This is a genomic window from Pseudomonas izuensis (assembly GCF_002356535.2).
GTDB classification, from domain to species: domain Bacteria; phylum Pseudomonadota; class Gammaproteobacteria; order Pseudomonadales; family Pseudomonadaceae; genus Aquipseudomonas; species Aquipseudomonas izuensis.
The window spans coordinates 5466644-5482066 of record NZ_AP017423.2; the positions used below are offsets into that span (position 1 = coordinate 5466644).

The following is a 15423-nucleotide window of genomic DNA, read 5'->3' on the forward strand; positions in this document are numbered from 1 at the left end:
CTGTTACTTCAGGTGTCTGATCATGGCATTTCGCCCTCTTACGGCCAGAGCACCCGCCGTCCTGCTTCGTGAAGCCAAGCCGCTCAAAGCCATACTCGGGCATGCCCAACGCCTGGGCCATCTGCAACGCCTGCTGGAAAGCCAATTGCAGCCCGCCGCCCGCGAACACTGCCATGTGGCGTCGTGGCGCGAAGGCAGTTTATTACTGATTGTCACCGACGGTCATTGGGCCACCCGCCTGCGCTACCAGCAAAAGCGCCTGCAACGGCAACTGCAAATGTTCGACGAGTTCACCAACCTCACGCGAATCCTGTTCAAAGTGCAGCCGCCCACCGTTCGGCAAGGCGCGGCCGGGCATACCATGGATTTGTCCAACGATGCGGCGGCGACCATTCAGGCCACGGCCGACGGAATAACCGATCCGAATCTGCGGGCGGCGCTGGAGCGGTTGGCGGCCCATGCCAGACCCAAGGCCTGACACAGCCCCCCTGTGGGAGCGAGCTGGCTCCGGGCGGTGTTCCGACGAAAGCGGACTATCAGTCAACATATTCGTTGAATAGCAGACCGCCATCGCGAGCAGGCTCGCTCCCACAGTTTTTACGCTAGCGGCGTTTGCTGCCGCCTAATAATGACCCCATCAACCCGCGCACCAACTGTCGCCCCAATTGATTCGCTGCCTGGCGCATCGCCGATTTAAGTGCCTGCCCCGCCGCCGTACCGAGAAACTCCCCGGCCTGCTCGGTGAAACTCGGCTCTTGCGGTGCCGGTTTGCCTGGCGCCGCGTCGGGCTCCGGCGCCAGCCCCTTGCGCCCCATCAGCACTTCGTATGCCGACTCGCGATCGATCGGTTTGTCATATCGCCCCTTGAACGGCGAACCGGCGATCAGCACCGTGCGCTCGGTCTCGGTCAACGGCCCGATCCGTGATTGCGGTGGTGCCACCAACACCCGCTGGACCATCTCCGGCGTGCCCTTGTCCTGCAAGGTGCCGACCAATGCTTCACCGATACCGAGTTCAGTCAGAACCGACAAGGTATCGAACGCCGGGTTCGGCCGAAAGCCGTCAGCCACCGCCCGAAGGGATTTCTGTTCCTTGGCGGTGAACGCGCGCAAACCATGCTGGATCCGCAACCCGAGCTGTGCCAGCACGTCATCCGGCAAATCACCCGGCGATTGGGTGACGAAATACACGCCCACGCCTTTCGAGCGGATCAATCGCACCACCTGCTCCAGACGATCCTGCAACGCCTTGGGGGTGCCGGTGAATAACAAATGCGCTTCGTCGAAAAACAGCGCCAGCAGCGGTTTATCCGCGTCACCACGTTCCGGCAACTGCTCGAACAGCTCGGCCAACAGCCACAGCAGAAAGGTCGCGTAGACTTTCGGCGCCTCATGCACCAGACGACTGGCGTCGAGCAAATGAATGCGCCCCCGCCCCTCGGCGGTCGGTTGCAGAATATCTTCGAGTTGCAGCGCCGGTTCGCCGAACAGTGCCTCGGCGCCCTGCTGCTCAAGGGTCGCCAGGCGCCGCAACAGGGCCTGGCTGGAGCCGGTGGTCATCAGCGCGGCATCGTCCCCCAGCAGTAGCGGGTTGTCCTTGAGGTGGTTGAGCAGTGCCTTGAGGTCCTTGAGGTCCAGCAGCAACAGGCCTTCGCGGTCCGCGACCTTGAAGGCGGCGTACAGCGCCGACTGCTGACTGTCGGTCAGTTCCAGAAGGCTGCCCAGCAGCAATGGCCCCATTTCGCTCAAGGTGGTGCGCAACGGATGACCGGACTGACCGTGTATGTCCCACAAAGTCACCGGATACGCCGCCGGCTTGTGGTTCAGCCACGGCATACCGGCGATCCGCTCGGCGATCTTGCCCTGGGGGTTTCCCGCGGCGCCCAGACCACACAGGTCACCCTTGATATCCGCGGCGAACACCGCCACGCCGGCATCGCTGAAGGCTTCGGCCATACGTTGCAAGGTGACCGTCTTGCCGGTCCCCGTAGCGCCTGCGATCAAACCGTGACGGTTGGCCAGGCGCATGGCCTGGGCAATCGGCTGCCCTGAAAGGTCGGCGCCGATAACAAGTTGCGATAAATCAGGCATTTGGTCACCCATGGTTAATCTTTGGTGCTGCACGGCCGATAGGAATGAGTACAAAGCAGACAGACACAACCTGGTCGGACATTTCCCTTAAGGAGCGATGGAAATATCACTTGCTTTCAACCTTGCTCATATTGCGTCCCTTTATAAAAGCACGCGATGGGCATTAAGACCTTAGCGGAACCCCAAGCCATGAACAAAAATCTACGTTTCAGCCATAAAATCCTGCTTGCCGCCGCCCTCATCGTCATTGCCGCCTTTGCCTCGTTCACGCTGTACAACGACTATTTGCAGCGCAACGCCATTCGCGAAAACCTGGACAATTATCTGCAGGAAATGGGCAGAGTCACTGCCAACAATATCCAGACCTGGCTCAACGGGCGCAGCTTGCTGATTGAAAACCTTTCACAATCCGTTGCCCTGAATTCCGACGCCGACAACGTTTCCAAATTGCTGGTACAAAAAGCCGTGACCTCATCGTTCATGGGCGCCTACCTGGGCAGCAAGGACGGTTCGTTCATCATTCGCCCGGACAGCAAGATGCCCGACGGCTACGACCCCCGTGCTCGCCCTTGGTACAAGAGCGCGCAAGGCACCAGCGGTTCGGCCTTGACTGAACCCTATCTGGATCTGGCTTCCGGCCAGCTGGTGATTTCCATCGTCAACAGTGTCATCAAGGACGGACAAAATATCGGTGTCGTCGGCGGCGACCTGAGTTTGCAAGTGATCGCCGACAGCCTCAACGCACTGGACTTCGACGGCATGGGTTATGCCTTCCTGGTCAGCTCGGACGGCAAGATCCTGGTGCACCCCGACAAAGCACTGGCGATGAAAACGCTCAAGGACGTCTACCCACAGGACACGCCTGCCATCAGCAGCGAAATGAGCGAAATCCAGGTTGACGGTAAAACCCGTATTGTGACTTTCACCCCGATCAAAGGGCTGTCGTCGGTCAACTGGTACATCGGTCTGTCCGTCGATAAGGAAAAAGCTTTCTCGATGCTCAGCGACTTCCGCACCTCGGCAGTCATTGCGACCATTATTGCCGTGGCGATCATCATCGCCCTGCTGGGCATGCTGATCCGCATCCTGATCCAGCCCCTGAACATCATGACCCGCGCCATGGCTGACATTGCCGATGGTGAAGGCGACCTGACGAAACGCCTGACCATCGTGAACAACGATGAGTTCGGCATCCTCGCCACCGCGTTCAACCGCTTCGTCGACCGCATCCACGGCTCGATACGCGAGGTGTCTTCCGCCACCGGGCAAGTCAACGAAGTGGCATTGCGCGTAGTGGCCGCGTCCAACTCGTCGATGTTCAACTCCGACCAACAGGCCTCGCGCACCAGCAGCGTGGCTGCGGCGATCAACCAGCTCGGCGCTGCCGCCCAGGAAATCGCCCGCAACGCCGCGCAAGCCTCGAATCAGGCCAGCGATGCCCGCAGCCTTGCAGAAGATGGCCAACAAGTGGTGGATCGCAGCATTGTCGCGATGAATCAGTTGTCGACCATGCTCAGCGCTTCCAGCAGCAACATTGAATCGCTCAACAGCAAAACCGTGAACATCGGGCAGATTCTGGAAGTGATCACCAGCATCTCCCAACAAACCAACCTGCTGGCCCTCAACGCCGCCATTGAAGCGGCCCGGGCGGGCGAAGCCGGGCGTGGATTTGCGGTGGTGGCCGATGAGGTGCGTAACCTGGCACATCGCACGCAAGAGTCGGCGCAACAGGTGCAGACCATGATCGAGGAGCTGCAAATCGGTGCCCGCGAATCCGTCAGCACCATGAGCGATAGCCAGCGCCATAGTCAGGACAGCGTGGAAATCGCCAATCTTGCCGGGGAGCGCCTGAGCAGCGTGACGCTGCGCATCGGCGAAATCGACGGCATGAACCAGTCGGTGGCCACGGCGACCGAGGAACAGACGGCTGTGGTGGAGTCGATCAATGTCGACATTACCGAAATCAACACATTGAACCAGGAGGGCGTGGAAAACTTGCAGTCGACCCTGCGTGCCTGTGCCGACCTTGAGCAGCAGGCGGCGCGCCTCAAACAATTGGTAGGCAGTTTCCGTATCTAGCGCCTGAACTGGCCCCTTCGCGAGCAAGCCCGCTCCCACATTTAATCGCGGTTCTACTGGAAGAACTCGGTCAAATGTGGGAGCGAGCCTGCTCGCGAAGGCGGTCTGTAAAACCCCGCAAAACCTTCCTGACACCCCCCCCCGCAAAACCCCAGCCGAACATCTATTCTTCATTAAGGTCAACCAAGGAGATCAACGGACCGGAGGGATGTTCATCGTGCATATCGCGGACATAACCATGTTCTACGCCCCTGCCAGCGGTGGCGTGCGCACGTATCTGGACGCCAAACATCATCGCCTGTGCACAAGACCGGGCATTCGCCATAGTTTGCTGATTCCCGGGCCATCCTTCGGCGAACAGGATGGCATCTACACCGTTCCTGCTCCCGCCCTGCCCTTCGGCAAAGGTTATCGCTTTCCGTTGCGTCTCGCGCCCTGGCGCAATGTCCTTCACGATCTGCAACCTGACCTGATCGAGGTCGGCGACCCTTACCTCACGGCCTGGGCCGCCCTGGATGCGCGCCGGCAACTGGATGTGCCGGTGATTGGCTTTTATCACTCGGATCTGCCGCTGCTGGTCAGCAACCGCATGGGCAACTGGGTTACCCCAAACGTCGAAGCCTATGTCAGCAAACTCTACGGCAACTTCGACCGGGTGCTGGCGCCGAGCCGGGTCATGGCTGACAAGCTGACCGGACTGGGGGTCAAGAATGTTTTCGTGCAACCCCTGGGCGTCGACTTGCAGATGTTCCATCCCGATGCTCGCGATACCGGCCTGCGGGCCGAACTGGGACTCGACGAAAACACTCACCTGCTGATTTTCGCCGGGCGCGGTTCCAAGGAAAAAAACCTGCCGGTCCTGCTCGCCTGCATGAAACGCCTGGGCCGCCGCTATCACCTGTTGCTGGTGGGCTCGTCGATGCCGACCACCGTGCCGGGCAATGTCACCGTCATCGATGAGTTCTGTCCCGCCACGCAGATTGCCCGTCTGATGGCCAGTGCCGATGCGCTATTGCATGCCGGCGATCAGGAAACCTTTGGCCTGGTGGTCCTCGAAGCCATGGCCTGCGGCATCCCGGTGGTGGCCGTGGCAGCTGGCGCGTTCGAGGAAATCATCACCGATCGATGTGGCGTGTTGTGTGCCCCTAACGATCCGCTGGCCATGGCCAATGCCGTGCGCGAACTGTTCAGCCAGGGCAGTGCAGCCCTCGGCCAGCAAGCGCGACACCATGTCGAGCGGCACTACGCCTGGGATACCGTGGTCAACAGTTTGCTCGGCCACTATCACGCCGTACTCGGCAATCAATGGCCGCGGGCGGCCAATGGTTGAGCCCATGAATGCACCCAGCCTGTTACTGGTGCTGCACGATGTCGCGCCGCCAACCTGGGTCGATTACCAGCCCTTTGTCGAAGCCGTCGACGCACTCGGCACTGTGCCGATCACCTGGCTGGTGGTGCCGGATTTCCACAAGTGCAACGCCCTGCAAGCCCACCCGGAATTTCGCCACCGGCTCGACAAACGGCTTGCCCGCGGTGATGAACTGGCGTTGCACGGCTATTTTCATTGCGATGACGGACCCATGGCGAGCAATCCCCGAGACTGGTTCATGCGCCGGATCTACACCCACGAAGGTGAGTTCTACAGCCTGTCCCGGGAGGCCGCACTCACCCGTCTGCGCGCCGGTATCGAAATGTTCCACCGTTATCAGTGGCCGCTGCAGGGCTTCGTCGCTCCGGCCTGGCTGATGAGCGAAGGCACGCGCCAGGCCTTGCGCCAACTTCCCCTGGCTTACACCAGTGATGCACAACATCTCTACCGCCTGCCGGACTTCTCAACCGTCGATGCACCCGGTTTGGTCTGGAGTGCGCGCAGTGCGTGGCGCCGGGGCTTGTCGAAACTGGTCAGCGATCAACTCGAACAACGCTGGCGGCAGGCACCGGTCATTCGCCTTGGCTTGCACCCGGTGGATATGCGACACGAATTTTCACGTACTTATTGGCTCAATACCCTCAGGCGCCTGCTCGATGAGGGCCGGGTGCCGATGACCAAGGCGCACTGGCTGGCACTGCAAGGCGACCGCCGGGATCGTGCCGCATGAGCCGCGGGATTCTATTGCTGATCGGCCTGTTCGCCGCAGTGCTGATTCCCTGGTTATTGGGTGGCAGCGAAACCTGGTCGCGACTGAACGCTTTTCCACTGAGTTGGCTGCTGGTCATGTTCGCCATGATCCTGCTGTGCTGGGTGGTGAATACCCTGCGCCTGCGCCTGTTGCTGGGAGACCAGCGCGCAAAGGTAAGCCCGGTCAAAAGTCTCGGTGTGGTGATGGCCGCCGAATTTGCCTACTGCGCCACCCCCGGCGGCAGCGGCGGACCACTGACCATCATGGCATTGCTGGCGCGCAACGGCGTGCGTCCGGCCAGAGGCAGTGCCGTGTTCGCCATGGATCAGTTGAGCGATCTGTTGTTTTTCCTTTGCGCGCTTGGCGCGATCCTGATTTATGCGCTGTTCCAGCACCTGAGCCAGCGCATGGAGTGGCTGCTGATCGTCAGCGCCATCTCGATGTTCGGCGGCCTGGTCTGTTGCGTCGTGGTGGCCCGCTATCACCGCTTGCTGATTCGGCTGAGCGGCCGATTGCTCAATCGCTTCAACGTCCAATCCACCACGCGTATGCGCTGGGCACGAAAACTGCTGCACTTTCTGGCGGCGTTTGCCGACACCCTGAAGCTGCCCTTCCAGACATTGATCACGGTGTTTGCCTTGACCTGCCTGCATTGGATCTTGCGTTACAGCGTGCTGTATCTGGCATTGCGAGGGCTTGGCGCGGATTTGCAGTGGGCCTGGAGCTTTCTGATCCAGATGCTGTCACTGAGTGCAGGCCAATTCAGCCTGTTACCGGGTGGGGCCGGGGCGGCAGAACTGACGTCAGCGGCGCTGTTGGCACCCATGGTGGGAAAATCCACGGCGGCCGCGGCGATCCTGATCTGGCGGGCGGTGACCTATTACTTCTATCTATTAGTGGGCGGGCCGGTGTTTTTGTTGATGCTGGGCCGACCGCTGCTCAAGAAGCTGTTGAAACTCAAGCAAGCCTGATCATCCCCCCCTGGTAGGAGCTGGCTTGCCAGCGAAGGCGGTCGAAGATCAATGCAAGGCTCAGAAGCCCCTTCGCCGGCAAGCCGGCTTCTACAGGTCCTCGGACTTGTCGTCGGACTCTTGCTGCAACTGCTCCCACAACTCGGCGGCACCCGGAAACTCCGTGCCATCTTCCGCACTCATGTCATCCGGGTCGTACCGGCTCAAACAGCCCTCGCCCAATGTGGCGGGCGCTTTGGAAGTCGCTTTATCCAGTGGGTCGGCCATGGTGATTTCCTCGGTGCAGAAACGGCGAAGGGCCTGCAGCGATTGAACGCCCAGGCCCTTCGAATTTCAACCGTGTCGTGACGGGATCAGAACACCACGGTTTTGTTACCGTGCACCAGCACCCGGTCTTCCAGGTGATAGCGCAGGCCGCGGGCCAGTACCATCTTCTCGACGTCGCGACCGAAACGCACCATATCTTCAATGCTGTCGCTGTGGCTGACGCGCACCACGTCTTGCTCGATGATCGGACCGGCGTCCAGTTCTTCGGTCACGTAGTGGCAAGTGGCACCGATCAACTTCACACCGCGCATGGACGCCTGGTGGTACGGCTTGGCGCCGACGAACGACGGCAGGAAGCTGTGGTGAATGTTGATGACCTTGTGCGCATATTCGCTGCACAGCTCGGGCGGCAGGATTTGCATGTAACGAGCCAGTACGACCACTTCGGCATCGTGCTGTTTGACCAGGCGCGAGACTTCGGCGAATGCAGGCTCCTTGTCTTGCGGATTGACCGGCACGTGGTAATACGGAATGCCGTGCCATTCGACCATGCTGCGCAGGTCGTCGTGGTTGGAGATCACGCAGGCGATTTCACAGTCCAGTTCATCGCTGTGCCAGCGATGCAACAAGTCCGCGAGGCAGTGGGATTCGCGACTGGCCATCAGCACCACGCGTTTTTTCTGCGCGGTATCGGTGATGCGCCAGTCCATCGAGAACTCTTCGGCAATGGGCGCAAACGCTTCGCGAAAGGCTTCGATACCAAAGGGCAGCGAGTCGGCGCGAATTTCGTGACGCATGAAGAACCAGCCGCTGAGATTGTCCGAGTGATGGCTCGCTTCAGTGATCCAGCCGTTATGTGACGCCAGAAAGTTACTGACTTTAGCAACGATGCCGACGCGGTCCGGGCAAGAGATCACCAGCCGAAAGGTGCGCATGAGGGGGAAACTCCAGAACTTCGCAAAGGCCGCCATTCTAGCGATTGCGCAGCAAAACTGCAGTATCGAATCATGCCAGGCCTTGCCCGACGGCCGGCGGCCAGGTTCTTTCAGCCCTCAAGGCGCTAGCCTTGGCAGTGTTGTTAACCCTCAAGCAGCATTCAATTGTGAATATTTGCAGCGCAAGCTTCGAAGTATTTAACTGCTCATCCAATGTAGACCGAACTCATCGTACTTAAATTAAATAAACTCCGGTTTAATGTTTACTTGATGAAATACCCTGACTATTATTGCCGCACTGTCCCTGCCATCCTGTTTCCTGCATAAGGTAGTAATCATGTCCTTGATCAACGAATATCGCGCCACCGAAGAAGCTATCAAAGAGCTGCAAGCCCGTTTGAAGAACCTGTCCCAAGACGACAAACTGCAAACCGAGCTGGAGTTCGAAGGCAAACTGCGTACCCTGATGGGCGAATACTCCAAGTCCCTGCGTGACATCATCGCGTTGCTGGATCCGGAATCCAAAACCAAGGCACCACGCGGCGGCGCAGTAAAAACTACCGGCACCAAGCGTGCTCGCAAAGTTAAACAATACAAAAACCCGCACAACGGCGAAGTCATCGAAACCAAAGGTGGCAACCACAAGACTCTGAAAGAGTGGAAAGCCAAGTGGGGCGGTGACGTGGTTGAAGGCTGGGCTACCCTGCTGGGCTAAGCCACAGTGCTTGTTGCAGATAAATCTGCGACAAAAAATAACGCCAGCATTGCGCTGGCGTTTTTTTATGCCCGGAGTTTAGCCTCCGTTCGTTTTCGATTTCAAAGATTCAAACGTTTGCGCAAGTCCTGGATATACACCTGCCATTGCTCAAGCACCTCTTGCTGAAACGATGTCGCAGTAAGGGTCAATTGGGCTGCGGCCTCTATGAAACTTTCCAGGGTATTGGGCGCTCCCCACTCAGGGGCTGACAAACGTTTCTGACAGAATATTCGCCAACGCTCTTGCTCGTCGAAACTCAACGTATTGGGAAAGTTGCGTGCGCGATATCGAAACAATAATTCAGGCAAACGTTCGTCATCGAAAGGCCAATGCGCTTGCGCTAATTGCTGCGGGTCGGCCGTTCGGACTTGTTCGCATAGCCGTCGATCGCGGTCGCCGATAAAACCATCGTATAACTGCTGTTCAGGGTCCTCGCTGGAGGCAAACTCCTCGCGGGCGTAAATTCCCTGAACTTTATCTTGCCAGACTGTTGGCGCGTCACTTAGCCGCAGTGCACGCTGCTGATACAGCGCCATATCCAGCCCCAGACGCTGCTGATCTTGCGGGCGAAGTACGGACAACGGTGCCACTACCGGACATTTATTGATGTGAATAAGTTTGAGCGGCACCGGTAATTCACCCTCGGCCAGCTCATCGCGACGGGTGTACAAGCGCTGGCGCAGGGCTTCGGCGTCCAGGTCCAGCAGGCCCTGCGGATCGAGGTGCAGGTCACAGACAATCAAGGCGTTCTTGTTCTTCGGGTGCCATGCCAAAGGCAAAACCACGCCGACGTAATGACGTGCCGCGGAAAAACGCCCGGACACATGCACCATGGGTTGCAGCAGGCGGATCTGATCCAGCACCTTTTGCTTGCTGCGCAACTGAAATAGCCAGTCATACAACTTCGGCTGTTTTTCCCGAATCAACCGCGCCAGGGCGATGGTAGCGCGAACATCCGACAGCGCTTCGTGGGCATTGCCGTGATCGATACCGTTGGCGGCCGTCAGGCGTTCAAGCTTGAGCGTCACCCGCCCCTCGTCATCCGTTGGCCAGGTAATTCCGTCAGGGCGCAAGGCATACGCGGCACGCACCACATCGATCAGGTCCCAGCGACTGTTGCCGCCCTGCCATTCCCGCGCATAGGGATCGAAAAAGTTGCGGTACAGGCTGTAGCGGGTCATCTCGTCGTCGAAACGCAAGGTGTTATATCCCGCGCCGCAGGTGCCCGGAGCCGCCAGTTGGGCATGTACCCGGGTCATGAAATCGGCTTCGCTCAAGCCTTGCTCAGACAAGCGGACAGGTGTAATGCCGGTAATCGCACAGGCCGCCGGGTGCGGCAGGATGTCGTCACTGGGCTGGCAATAGAGGTTGACCGGCTCGTCTATTTCATTGAGATCGAAGTCAGTACGCAGCCCCGCCATTTGCAGTGGGCGATCGCAACGGGGGTTGATGCCCGTCGTTTCATAGTCGTACCAGAAGATGGAGGTCACGGGCTAATCCTGAGCTGAAGATCGGCGAAGTCTAGGCGTTCATGTCCTGCTCCGGCCAGCAATCTTGTCATTCAATCGCCCCTGCCTTATTACCGCGCAATACAGAGTTATGTCGTTTTCCCCGGCGAGACTGCTAGCATCGAGAGACAAGACAATCCCGATCAGGCCACATCATCAGGTTGCCCATGCTCGAGACCACAGCACTGCCAAGGAAAGCGACGCTGTTCCCGCCACTGGATACGCGGTATCAGGTCGAAACGCCGGAAGGCATCGATTTGCCTCTGCGCCCGGCCGGGCTGATGGTTCGTGCGTTGGCGTTTTCCATTGATCTGGCGATGCGCGGCTTGATCCTCGGCGTGCTGTTCATCGTCCTGGCGATGCTGGGAAAACTCGGTGCGGGACTCGGCTCGCTGCTGATCTTCGTCGTGAGCTGGTGGTACATGGTGCTGTTCGAGGTCCTTAACCAGGGGCGCTCACCGGGCAAGCAATGGATGGGCCTGCGCGTGGTGCAGGACGATGGCACCCCCATTGGCTGGTCTGCGTCACTGTTGCGCAACCTGTTGCGCTTTGTCGACCTGCTGCCCTTCGGTTACTTCCTCGGGGCCATCAGTTGCCTGCAACACTCCAATTTCAAGCGCCTCGGCGACATCGCCGCCGGTACCCTGGTGATTTACCGCGAACAGCCACTCACCCGACCGCAACTCCCACCCGCCCAGCCTCGTCGCCCGGCCTTTACCCCGACACTGGCCGAGCAACGGGCCATCCTCGGTTTTGCCGAACGCCAGGCTGAGCTCTCCGATGCCAGGGTCTATGAGCTGGCATCGATCCTCGCGCAGCCGCTACAGGTTCCCGCGCCGCAGGCCGTGGCGGAACTCAACGGCATCGCCCATGGCCTGTTGGGTCCGGCATGAAGCAAAGTTTTTTCGAACATCGGCACATGGCCCAATGGGAGCAATTCGACGGCCTGCTGGAACGCCTGGAGCGCAACAGGAACGCCACCGGGGTCGAGGGTTTTCCCGGCGATTATCGGCGTGTCTGTCAACACCTGGCACTGGCGCGGGAACGCGGTTACAGCAGCTTTCTCATCGACTCGTTGCAGCAACGGGTCCTGCGCGGGCATCAACAGCTGTATCGCCATCGCAGCAGACCGGGCGCCCATTTGCTGGCGTTCGTCCTCGCGGACTTCCCCCGGCTGGTGCGCGAACAGTGGCGCTTCGTGGTTGCCGCCAGCCTGATGTTCTTCGGCAGCCTGATCGGTATCGCGCTGCTGGTTTATCTGTTTCCGGACCTGGTCTACAACCTGATCCCGGCCGAACAGGTCAGCGACATGCAAAGCATGTACGACCCCGACGCCGGTCACCTGGGGCGCTCGGCAGAACGGGCGGCCAGCGAAGACTGGGTGATGTTCGGCTACTACATCATGCACAACATCGGCATCGCCTTTCAGACCTTCGCCAGCGGTTTGCTGTTTGGCCTGGGCAGTGCGTTTTTCCTGTTTTTCAACGGCATGACCATTGGTGCGGTGGCCGGGCATCTGACACAGATCGGTTACGGGCACACCTTCTGGTCTTTCGTGATCGGCCATGGTGCCTTCGAACTGACCGCCATTGCCCTGGCCGGAGCCGCCGGCCTGCAACTGGGCTGGGCATTGATTGCGCCAGGACGCCTGCCACGTGGCGAGGCCTTGCGTCTGGCGGCGCGCAAGAGTGTTTTGCTGATTTGCGGGGTCATGCTGTTTCTGCTGATTGCGGCGTTCATCGAGGCGTACTGGTCGTCGCTGACGACACCGGCACCCATGACCAAATACCTGGTCGGAACGGCGCTCTGGCTGTCGGTCGCCGTTTATCTGCTGTTTGCGGGGCGGGTTCGTCATGCGCCTGAGTGACGCCAGTGTGGTGATCCGCCCGCGCCCCACCTGGGAAGCCATGGACCTTGGAGTGCTGCTGAGCCAGCGCCACCGGCGCCTGCTGATGACCAGTTGGGCCATGGTGACCTTGCCGGTCTTTGCGCTACTGACCTGGCTGCTGTGGGAGTCACCCTCCCTCGCCGTGTTCATTTTCTGGTGGCTGAAACCGGCCTTCGAACGCCTGCCGCTGTATATCCTGTCCAAGGCCCTGTTCGGTGAAACGCCCACATTGAAACAGGCGCTTTACCAATGGCCGCGACTGCTCCAGCCGCAGCTGCTGGCCAGTCTGACCTGGCGACGGCTGAGCCTTTGTCGCAGCTTCCTGCTGCCGGTGGTGCAGCTCGAAGGTCTGTCGGGTGAGGCTCGGCAACAGCGATTGCAGGTGCTGTTGCAGCGCGACGCCAGCGCGGCTCGATGGCTGACGCTGATAGGTGTGCACCTGGAAACCGCCCTGTGGATCGGGCTGATGGTGCTGTTCTATCTGCTCCTGCCGCAACAGGTGGCCCTCGACTGGAACTGGCAGTCGCTGATGAGCGCCGCCACCCAGGACTGGCGCTGGCTGGAACACCTGACCAATGCCTTCTATGCGTTGGTACTGGTGATTTGGGAACCGATCTACGTGGCCTGCGGCTTCAGCCTTTATCTGAACCGGCGCACCGTGCTGGAAGCCTGGGACATCGAACTGGTGTTCCGTCGCCTGCGCCAACGCCTGAGCAGCGCAGCCGTCGCGTTATTGCTGGCGGTGATCCTGCTGATGCCGGCCGCACAAAGCGTCTGGGCCACCGAGCCGGCCATTACACCCGACAGCCCGCGGTTGCTGGAGCAGCCACTGACCAGTCAGGCCTCCCGGGACAGCATTAAGGCAATCCTCGATCAGCCGCCGTTTAAAAACAGGGAGACGGTCACCCGTTACCGCTTTGGTACGGACAATGCCACGACCGAAACCCCGGAAGACGGCAACACACCGCAATGGCTCAGGGCGTTGTTCGAGCTGTTTGGCAGCCAGCGCTTCGGTGCCGTGGCCACGCTGATCGAGGCTTTGCTGTGGGGCACCGTAATCGCAGCCGCCGGTCTGTTGATCTGGCATTACCGCGACTGGCTACAGGCTTACGTCAGTCGTCGGCCAAGCCCTGGAAAACAAGCCGCGCGACCGGTGCCGCAACAGGCATTCGGCCTGGATATCGACCGCGAAACCTTGCCCACCGACATTGCCACCAGCGCCGAAAACCTCTGGCAAACTCACCCCCGGGAAGCGCTTGGGTTGCTCTATCGCGCCCTGCTCAGCCACTTGCTGCACGACTTCGACATCGCACTGAAAGCCGCCGACACCGAAGGCCAGGTATTGGAACGCGTCGAAGAATTGCAACAACCGGCCTTGCTGGCTTTCAGCCAAAACCTGACCCGTCACTGGCAGAACATGGCCTACGGGCACCGACTGCCCCCCGCGCATTTGCAGCAGGAACTGTGTGACGGCTGGCGTGCCTTGTTCGGCCCGGGGACAAGCCGTTGAACCGGCGCGCCTGGCCAGTGATGCTCGGCGCTTTGATCGCCGTGTTGCTGGGTACGCTGAGTGTCTGGCTGTATCTCAAGGCTACGCCCTATCCGGTGGAAATCGATCACGGCCCCTCGCCGCAAGCCCAGGCCAATCCCTACCTGGCCGCCGAACACTTCCTGCGCAAGCAAGGCCTGAACGTCAACCATGCCGACAGCCTCGACATCCTGCCCAGCCTGGAGCCGCATCGGCACAGCCTGTTGTTGCTGGGGGACCGCTACAACATGACGCCACGGCAAATTGATCAAGTGATGAACTGGGCTCGAGCCGGTGGGCGGCTGCTGTTCGTCGCCCAGTCGTTGTGGGATGAAAAGACCGGGCAAAGCAATGACCGGCTGCTCGACCGGGTACAGCTGCACCAATTCTTGAGCAAGGATCTGAAGGAGCCACCGCCGGACAATGAAAGCGATCCCTATCCGAATCTCACCAAGCTGTACCTGGAAAACGAAGACGCGCCGGCCTACGCCAGCTTCGATCCTGCGTTTCATCTGGAAGACCCGAAAAACCTGGCCCAGGCTTGGGCCAACAGCGGCAAGGCCACGCACATGATGCAACTCAACCATGGGCTCGGTTCGATCATCGTGGTGACCGATGCCGACCTGTGGAAAACCCCGGCCATCGACCAGTACGACAACGCGTGGTTGCTCTGGTACCTGACGGCGGACACGAGCGTGACCCTGCTATATGACACCGAACACGACAGTCTGTGGACACTGCTGTTGCGCAATTTCCCCCAGGCACTGGTCGCCTTGCTGGCCCTGATCGGCCTGGGCCTCTGGCATGCCGGGGTGCGCCACGGGCCAATGCAGCAACCGGTGCCGACAGCACGTCGGCAGTTGCAGGAGCACCTGCGTGCCAGCGCCGACTTCATGTTGCGCCGCAGCGGTCAGCACAGCCTGCTGCAAGGGTTGCAGCAAGACATTCTGCGCCGTGTCCGTCGGCGCCATCCCGGTTATGACCAACTCGGCGTCGCCGAACAATGGCGAGTGCTTTCACGCCTGACCGGCCAACCCACACTCGCCATCAGCCAGGCCATGGGCCCGCGACCGAAGCAGCGACTGTCCAGCGCCGAATTCAGTCGCCAGGTCGCCCATCTGCAAACCTTGAGGAACGCCTTATGATCTGGCACTTGGAAAGCGTTGGATTGCTGTGATTAGAAACAGTCACTTAGAAGCTCATGCGCTTTAGGGGCGAATTCATGCCCTAACGGGTCAGCGCAGTCAACGTGAACGGGATTGGGTTCGAAGCGTTCATGG

At 59.9% G+C, this 15423-nt stretch carries 14 protein-coding genes and 1 pseudogene; 11 read left to right on the top strand and 4 right to left on the bottom strand.

Annotation, left to right across the window (positions count from 1 at the left end; translation table 11 throughout):
- Positions 1-22: 22 nt before the first annotated feature.
- Positions 23-478 (top strand): DUF721 domain-containing protein, encoded by a 456-nt coding sequence (locus LAB08_RS24350; protein ID WP_096509326.1) that lies wholly within the window; start codon positions 23-25, stop codon positions 476-478.
- A gap of 124 nt (positions 479-602) precedes the next feature.
- Here the strand turns inward: LAB08_RS24350 and LAB08_RS24355 are convergent, their stop codons facing one another.
- Positions 603-2090: a helicase HerA-like domain-containing protein gene (locus LAB08_RS24355; RefSeq protein ID WP_096515214.1), complete on the bottom strand. Its 1488-nt coding sequence runs from the start codon at positions 2088-2090 to the stop codon at positions 603-605.
- Positions 2091-2423: 333 nt separating this feature from the next.
- Between LAB08_RS24355 and LAB08_RS30850 the strand changes: the two are divergent.
- The 5 genes and pseudogenes from LAB08_RS30850 to gpgF form a co-directional block, all read left to right on the top strand.
- A pseudogene (locus LAB08_RS30850) lies at positions 2424-3311 on the top strand (HAMP domain-containing protein); the annotation flags it as partial.
- A gap of 93 nt (positions 3312-3404) precedes the next feature.
- The gene (locus LAB08_RS30855) at positions 3405-4169 is read left to right on the top strand and encodes a methyl-accepting chemotaxis protein (protein ID WP_372237754.1); all 765 of its coding nucleotides are present in this window, start codon (positions 3405-3407) and stop codon (positions 4167-4169) included.
- A 208-nt stretch (positions 4170-4377) separates the two neighbouring features.
- Positions 4378-5499, top strand: coding sequence for an N-acetylglucosaminyl phosphatidylglycerol synthase (gene gpgS, locus LAB08_RS24365; RefSeq protein ID WP_172901566.1), 1122 nt, complete (start codon positions 4378-4380; stop codon positions 5497-5499).
- Positions 5492-6268 (top strand): N-acetylglucosaminyl phosphatidylglycerol deacetylase, encoded by a 777-nt coding sequence (gene gpgD, locus LAB08_RS24370; RefSeq protein WP_096509324.1) that lies wholly within the window; start codon positions 5492-5494, stop codon positions 6266-6268. The genes gpgS and gpgD overlap by 8 nt, the downstream gene beginning before the upstream one ends.
- Positions 6265-7260 carry a glucosaminyl phosphatidylglycerol flippase gene (gene gpgF, locus LAB08_RS24375; protein WP_096509323.1) on the top strand — a complete coding sequence of 332 codons (996 nt, stop codon included), beginning with the start codon at positions 6265-6267 and terminating at the stop codon, positions 7258-7260. The genes gpgD and gpgF overlap by 4 nt, the downstream gene beginning before the upstream one ends.
- Positions 7261-7350: 90 nt before the next feature.
- Here the strand turns inward: gpgF and LAB08_RS24380 are convergent, their stop codons facing one another.
- Both LAB08_RS24380 and purU read right to left on the bottom strand, forming a co-directional pair.
- A complete protein-coding gene (locus LAB08_RS24380) occupies positions 7351-7527 on the bottom strand; it encodes a hypothetical protein (RefSeq protein WP_172901565.1) in 177 nt (58 codons plus the stop codon).
- An 86-nt stretch (positions 7528-7613) separates the two neighbouring features.
- The gene (purU, locus tag LAB08_RS24385) at positions 7614-8462 is read right to left on the bottom strand and encodes a formyltetrahydrofolate deformylase (RefSeq protein WP_096509322.1); all 849 of its coding nucleotides are present in this window, start codon (positions 8460-8462) and stop codon (positions 7614-7616) included.
- Between the two features lie 337 nt (positions 8463-8799).
- Between purU and mvaT the strand changes: the two genes are divergently transcribed.
- The gene (gene mvaT, locus LAB08_RS24390; RefSeq protein ID WP_007933316.1) at positions 8800-9177 is read left to right on the top strand and encodes a histone-like nucleoid-structuring protein MvaT; all 378 of its coding nucleotides are present in this window, start codon (positions 8800-8802) and stop codon (positions 9175-9177) included.
- A 101-nt stretch (positions 9178-9278) separates the two neighbouring features.
- Here the strand turns inward: mvaT and sbcB are convergent, their stop codons facing one another.
- Positions 9279-10709: an exodeoxyribonuclease I gene (sbcB, locus tag LAB08_RS24395; RefSeq protein WP_096509321.1), complete on the bottom strand. Its 1431-nt coding sequence runs from the start codon at positions 10707-10709 to the stop codon at positions 9279-9281.
- Between the two features lie 185 nt (positions 10710-10894).
- On the opposite strand from sbcB, the gene LAB08_RS24400 reads away from it, so the two are divergent.
- Genes LAB08_RS24400 through LAB08_RS24415 form a run of 4 tightly spaced genes read left to right on the top strand, consistent with a single transcriptional unit; the run spans position 10895 to position 15288 of the window.
- A complete protein-coding gene (locus tag LAB08_RS24400) occupies positions 10895-11620 on the top strand; it encodes an RDD family protein (protein ID WP_096509320.1) in 726 nt (241 codons plus the stop codon).
- Positions 11617-12594 (top strand): stage II sporulation protein M, encoded by a 978-nt coding sequence (locus LAB08_RS24405; protein ID WP_096509319.1) that lies wholly within the window; start codon positions 11617-11619, stop codon positions 12592-12594. The genes LAB08_RS24400 and LAB08_RS24405 overlap by 4 nt, the downstream gene beginning before the upstream one ends.
- Positions 12581-14125, top strand: a complete 1545-nt coding sequence (locus LAB08_RS24410; RefSeq protein ID WP_096509318.1) for a DUF4129 domain-containing protein — start codon at positions 12581-12583, stop codon at positions 14123-14125. Before LAB08_RS24405 ends, LAB08_RS24410 begins: the two co-directional genes overlap by 14 nt.
- Positions 14122-15288, top strand: coding sequence for a DUF4350 domain-containing protein (locus LAB08_RS24415; protein ID WP_096509317.1), 1167 nt, complete (start codon positions 14122-14124; stop codon positions 15286-15288). Before LAB08_RS24410 ends, LAB08_RS24415 begins: the two co-directional genes overlap by 4 nt.
- Positions 15289-15423: the final 135 nt, after the last annotated feature.

Excerpts from the sequence above, each read along its gene's own strand:
- LAB08_RS24355 (WP_096515214.1), bottom strand. The coding sequence starts at position 2,090 with ATGCCTGATTTATCGCAACTTGTTATCGGCGCCGACCTTTCAGGGCAG.
- purU (WP_096509322.1), bottom strand. The coding sequence starts at position 8,462 with ATGCGCACCTTTCGGCTGGTGATCTCTTGCCCGGACCGCGTCGGCATC.
- LAB08_RS30855 (WP_372237754.1), top strand. The coding sequence starts at position 3,405 with ATGTTCAACTCCGACCAACAGGCCTCGCGCACCAGCAGCGTGGCTGCG.
- gpgD (WP_096509324.1), top strand. The coding sequence starts at position 5,492 with ATGGTTGAGCCCATGAATGCACCCAGCCTGTTACTGGTGCTGCACGAT.
- gpgF (WP_096509323.1), top strand. The coding sequence starts at position 6,265 with ATGAGCCGCGGGATTCTATTGCTGATCGGCCTGTTCGCCGCAGTGCTG.
- LAB08_RS24380 (WP_172901565.1), bottom strand. The coding sequence starts at position 7,527 with ATGGCCGACCCACTGGATAAAGCGACTTCCAAAGCGCCCGCCACATTG.
- mvaT (WP_007933316.1), top strand. The coding sequence starts at position 8,800 with ATGTCCTTGATCAACGAATATCGCGCCACCGAAGAAGCTATCAAAGAG.
- LAB08_RS24405 (WP_096509319.1), top strand. The coding sequence starts at position 11,617 with ATGAAGCAAAGTTTTTTCGAACATCGGCACATGGCCCAATGGGAGCAA.
- LAB08_RS24410 (WP_096509318.1), top strand. The coding sequence starts at position 12,581 with ATGCGCCTGAGTGACGCCAGTGTGGTGATCCGCCCGCGCCCCACCTGG.
- LAB08_RS24350 (WP_096509326.1), top strand. The coding sequence starts at position 23 with ATGGCATTTCGCCCTCTTACGGCCAGAGCACCCGCCGTCCTGCTTCGT.
- gpgS (WP_172901566.1), top strand. The coding sequence starts at position 4,378 with ATGTTCATCGTGCATATCGCGGACATAACCATGTTCTACGCCCCTGCC.
- LAB08_RS24400 (WP_096509320.1), top strand. The coding sequence starts at position 10,895 with ATGCTCGAGACCACAGCACTGCCAAGGAAAGCGACGCTGTTCCCGCCA.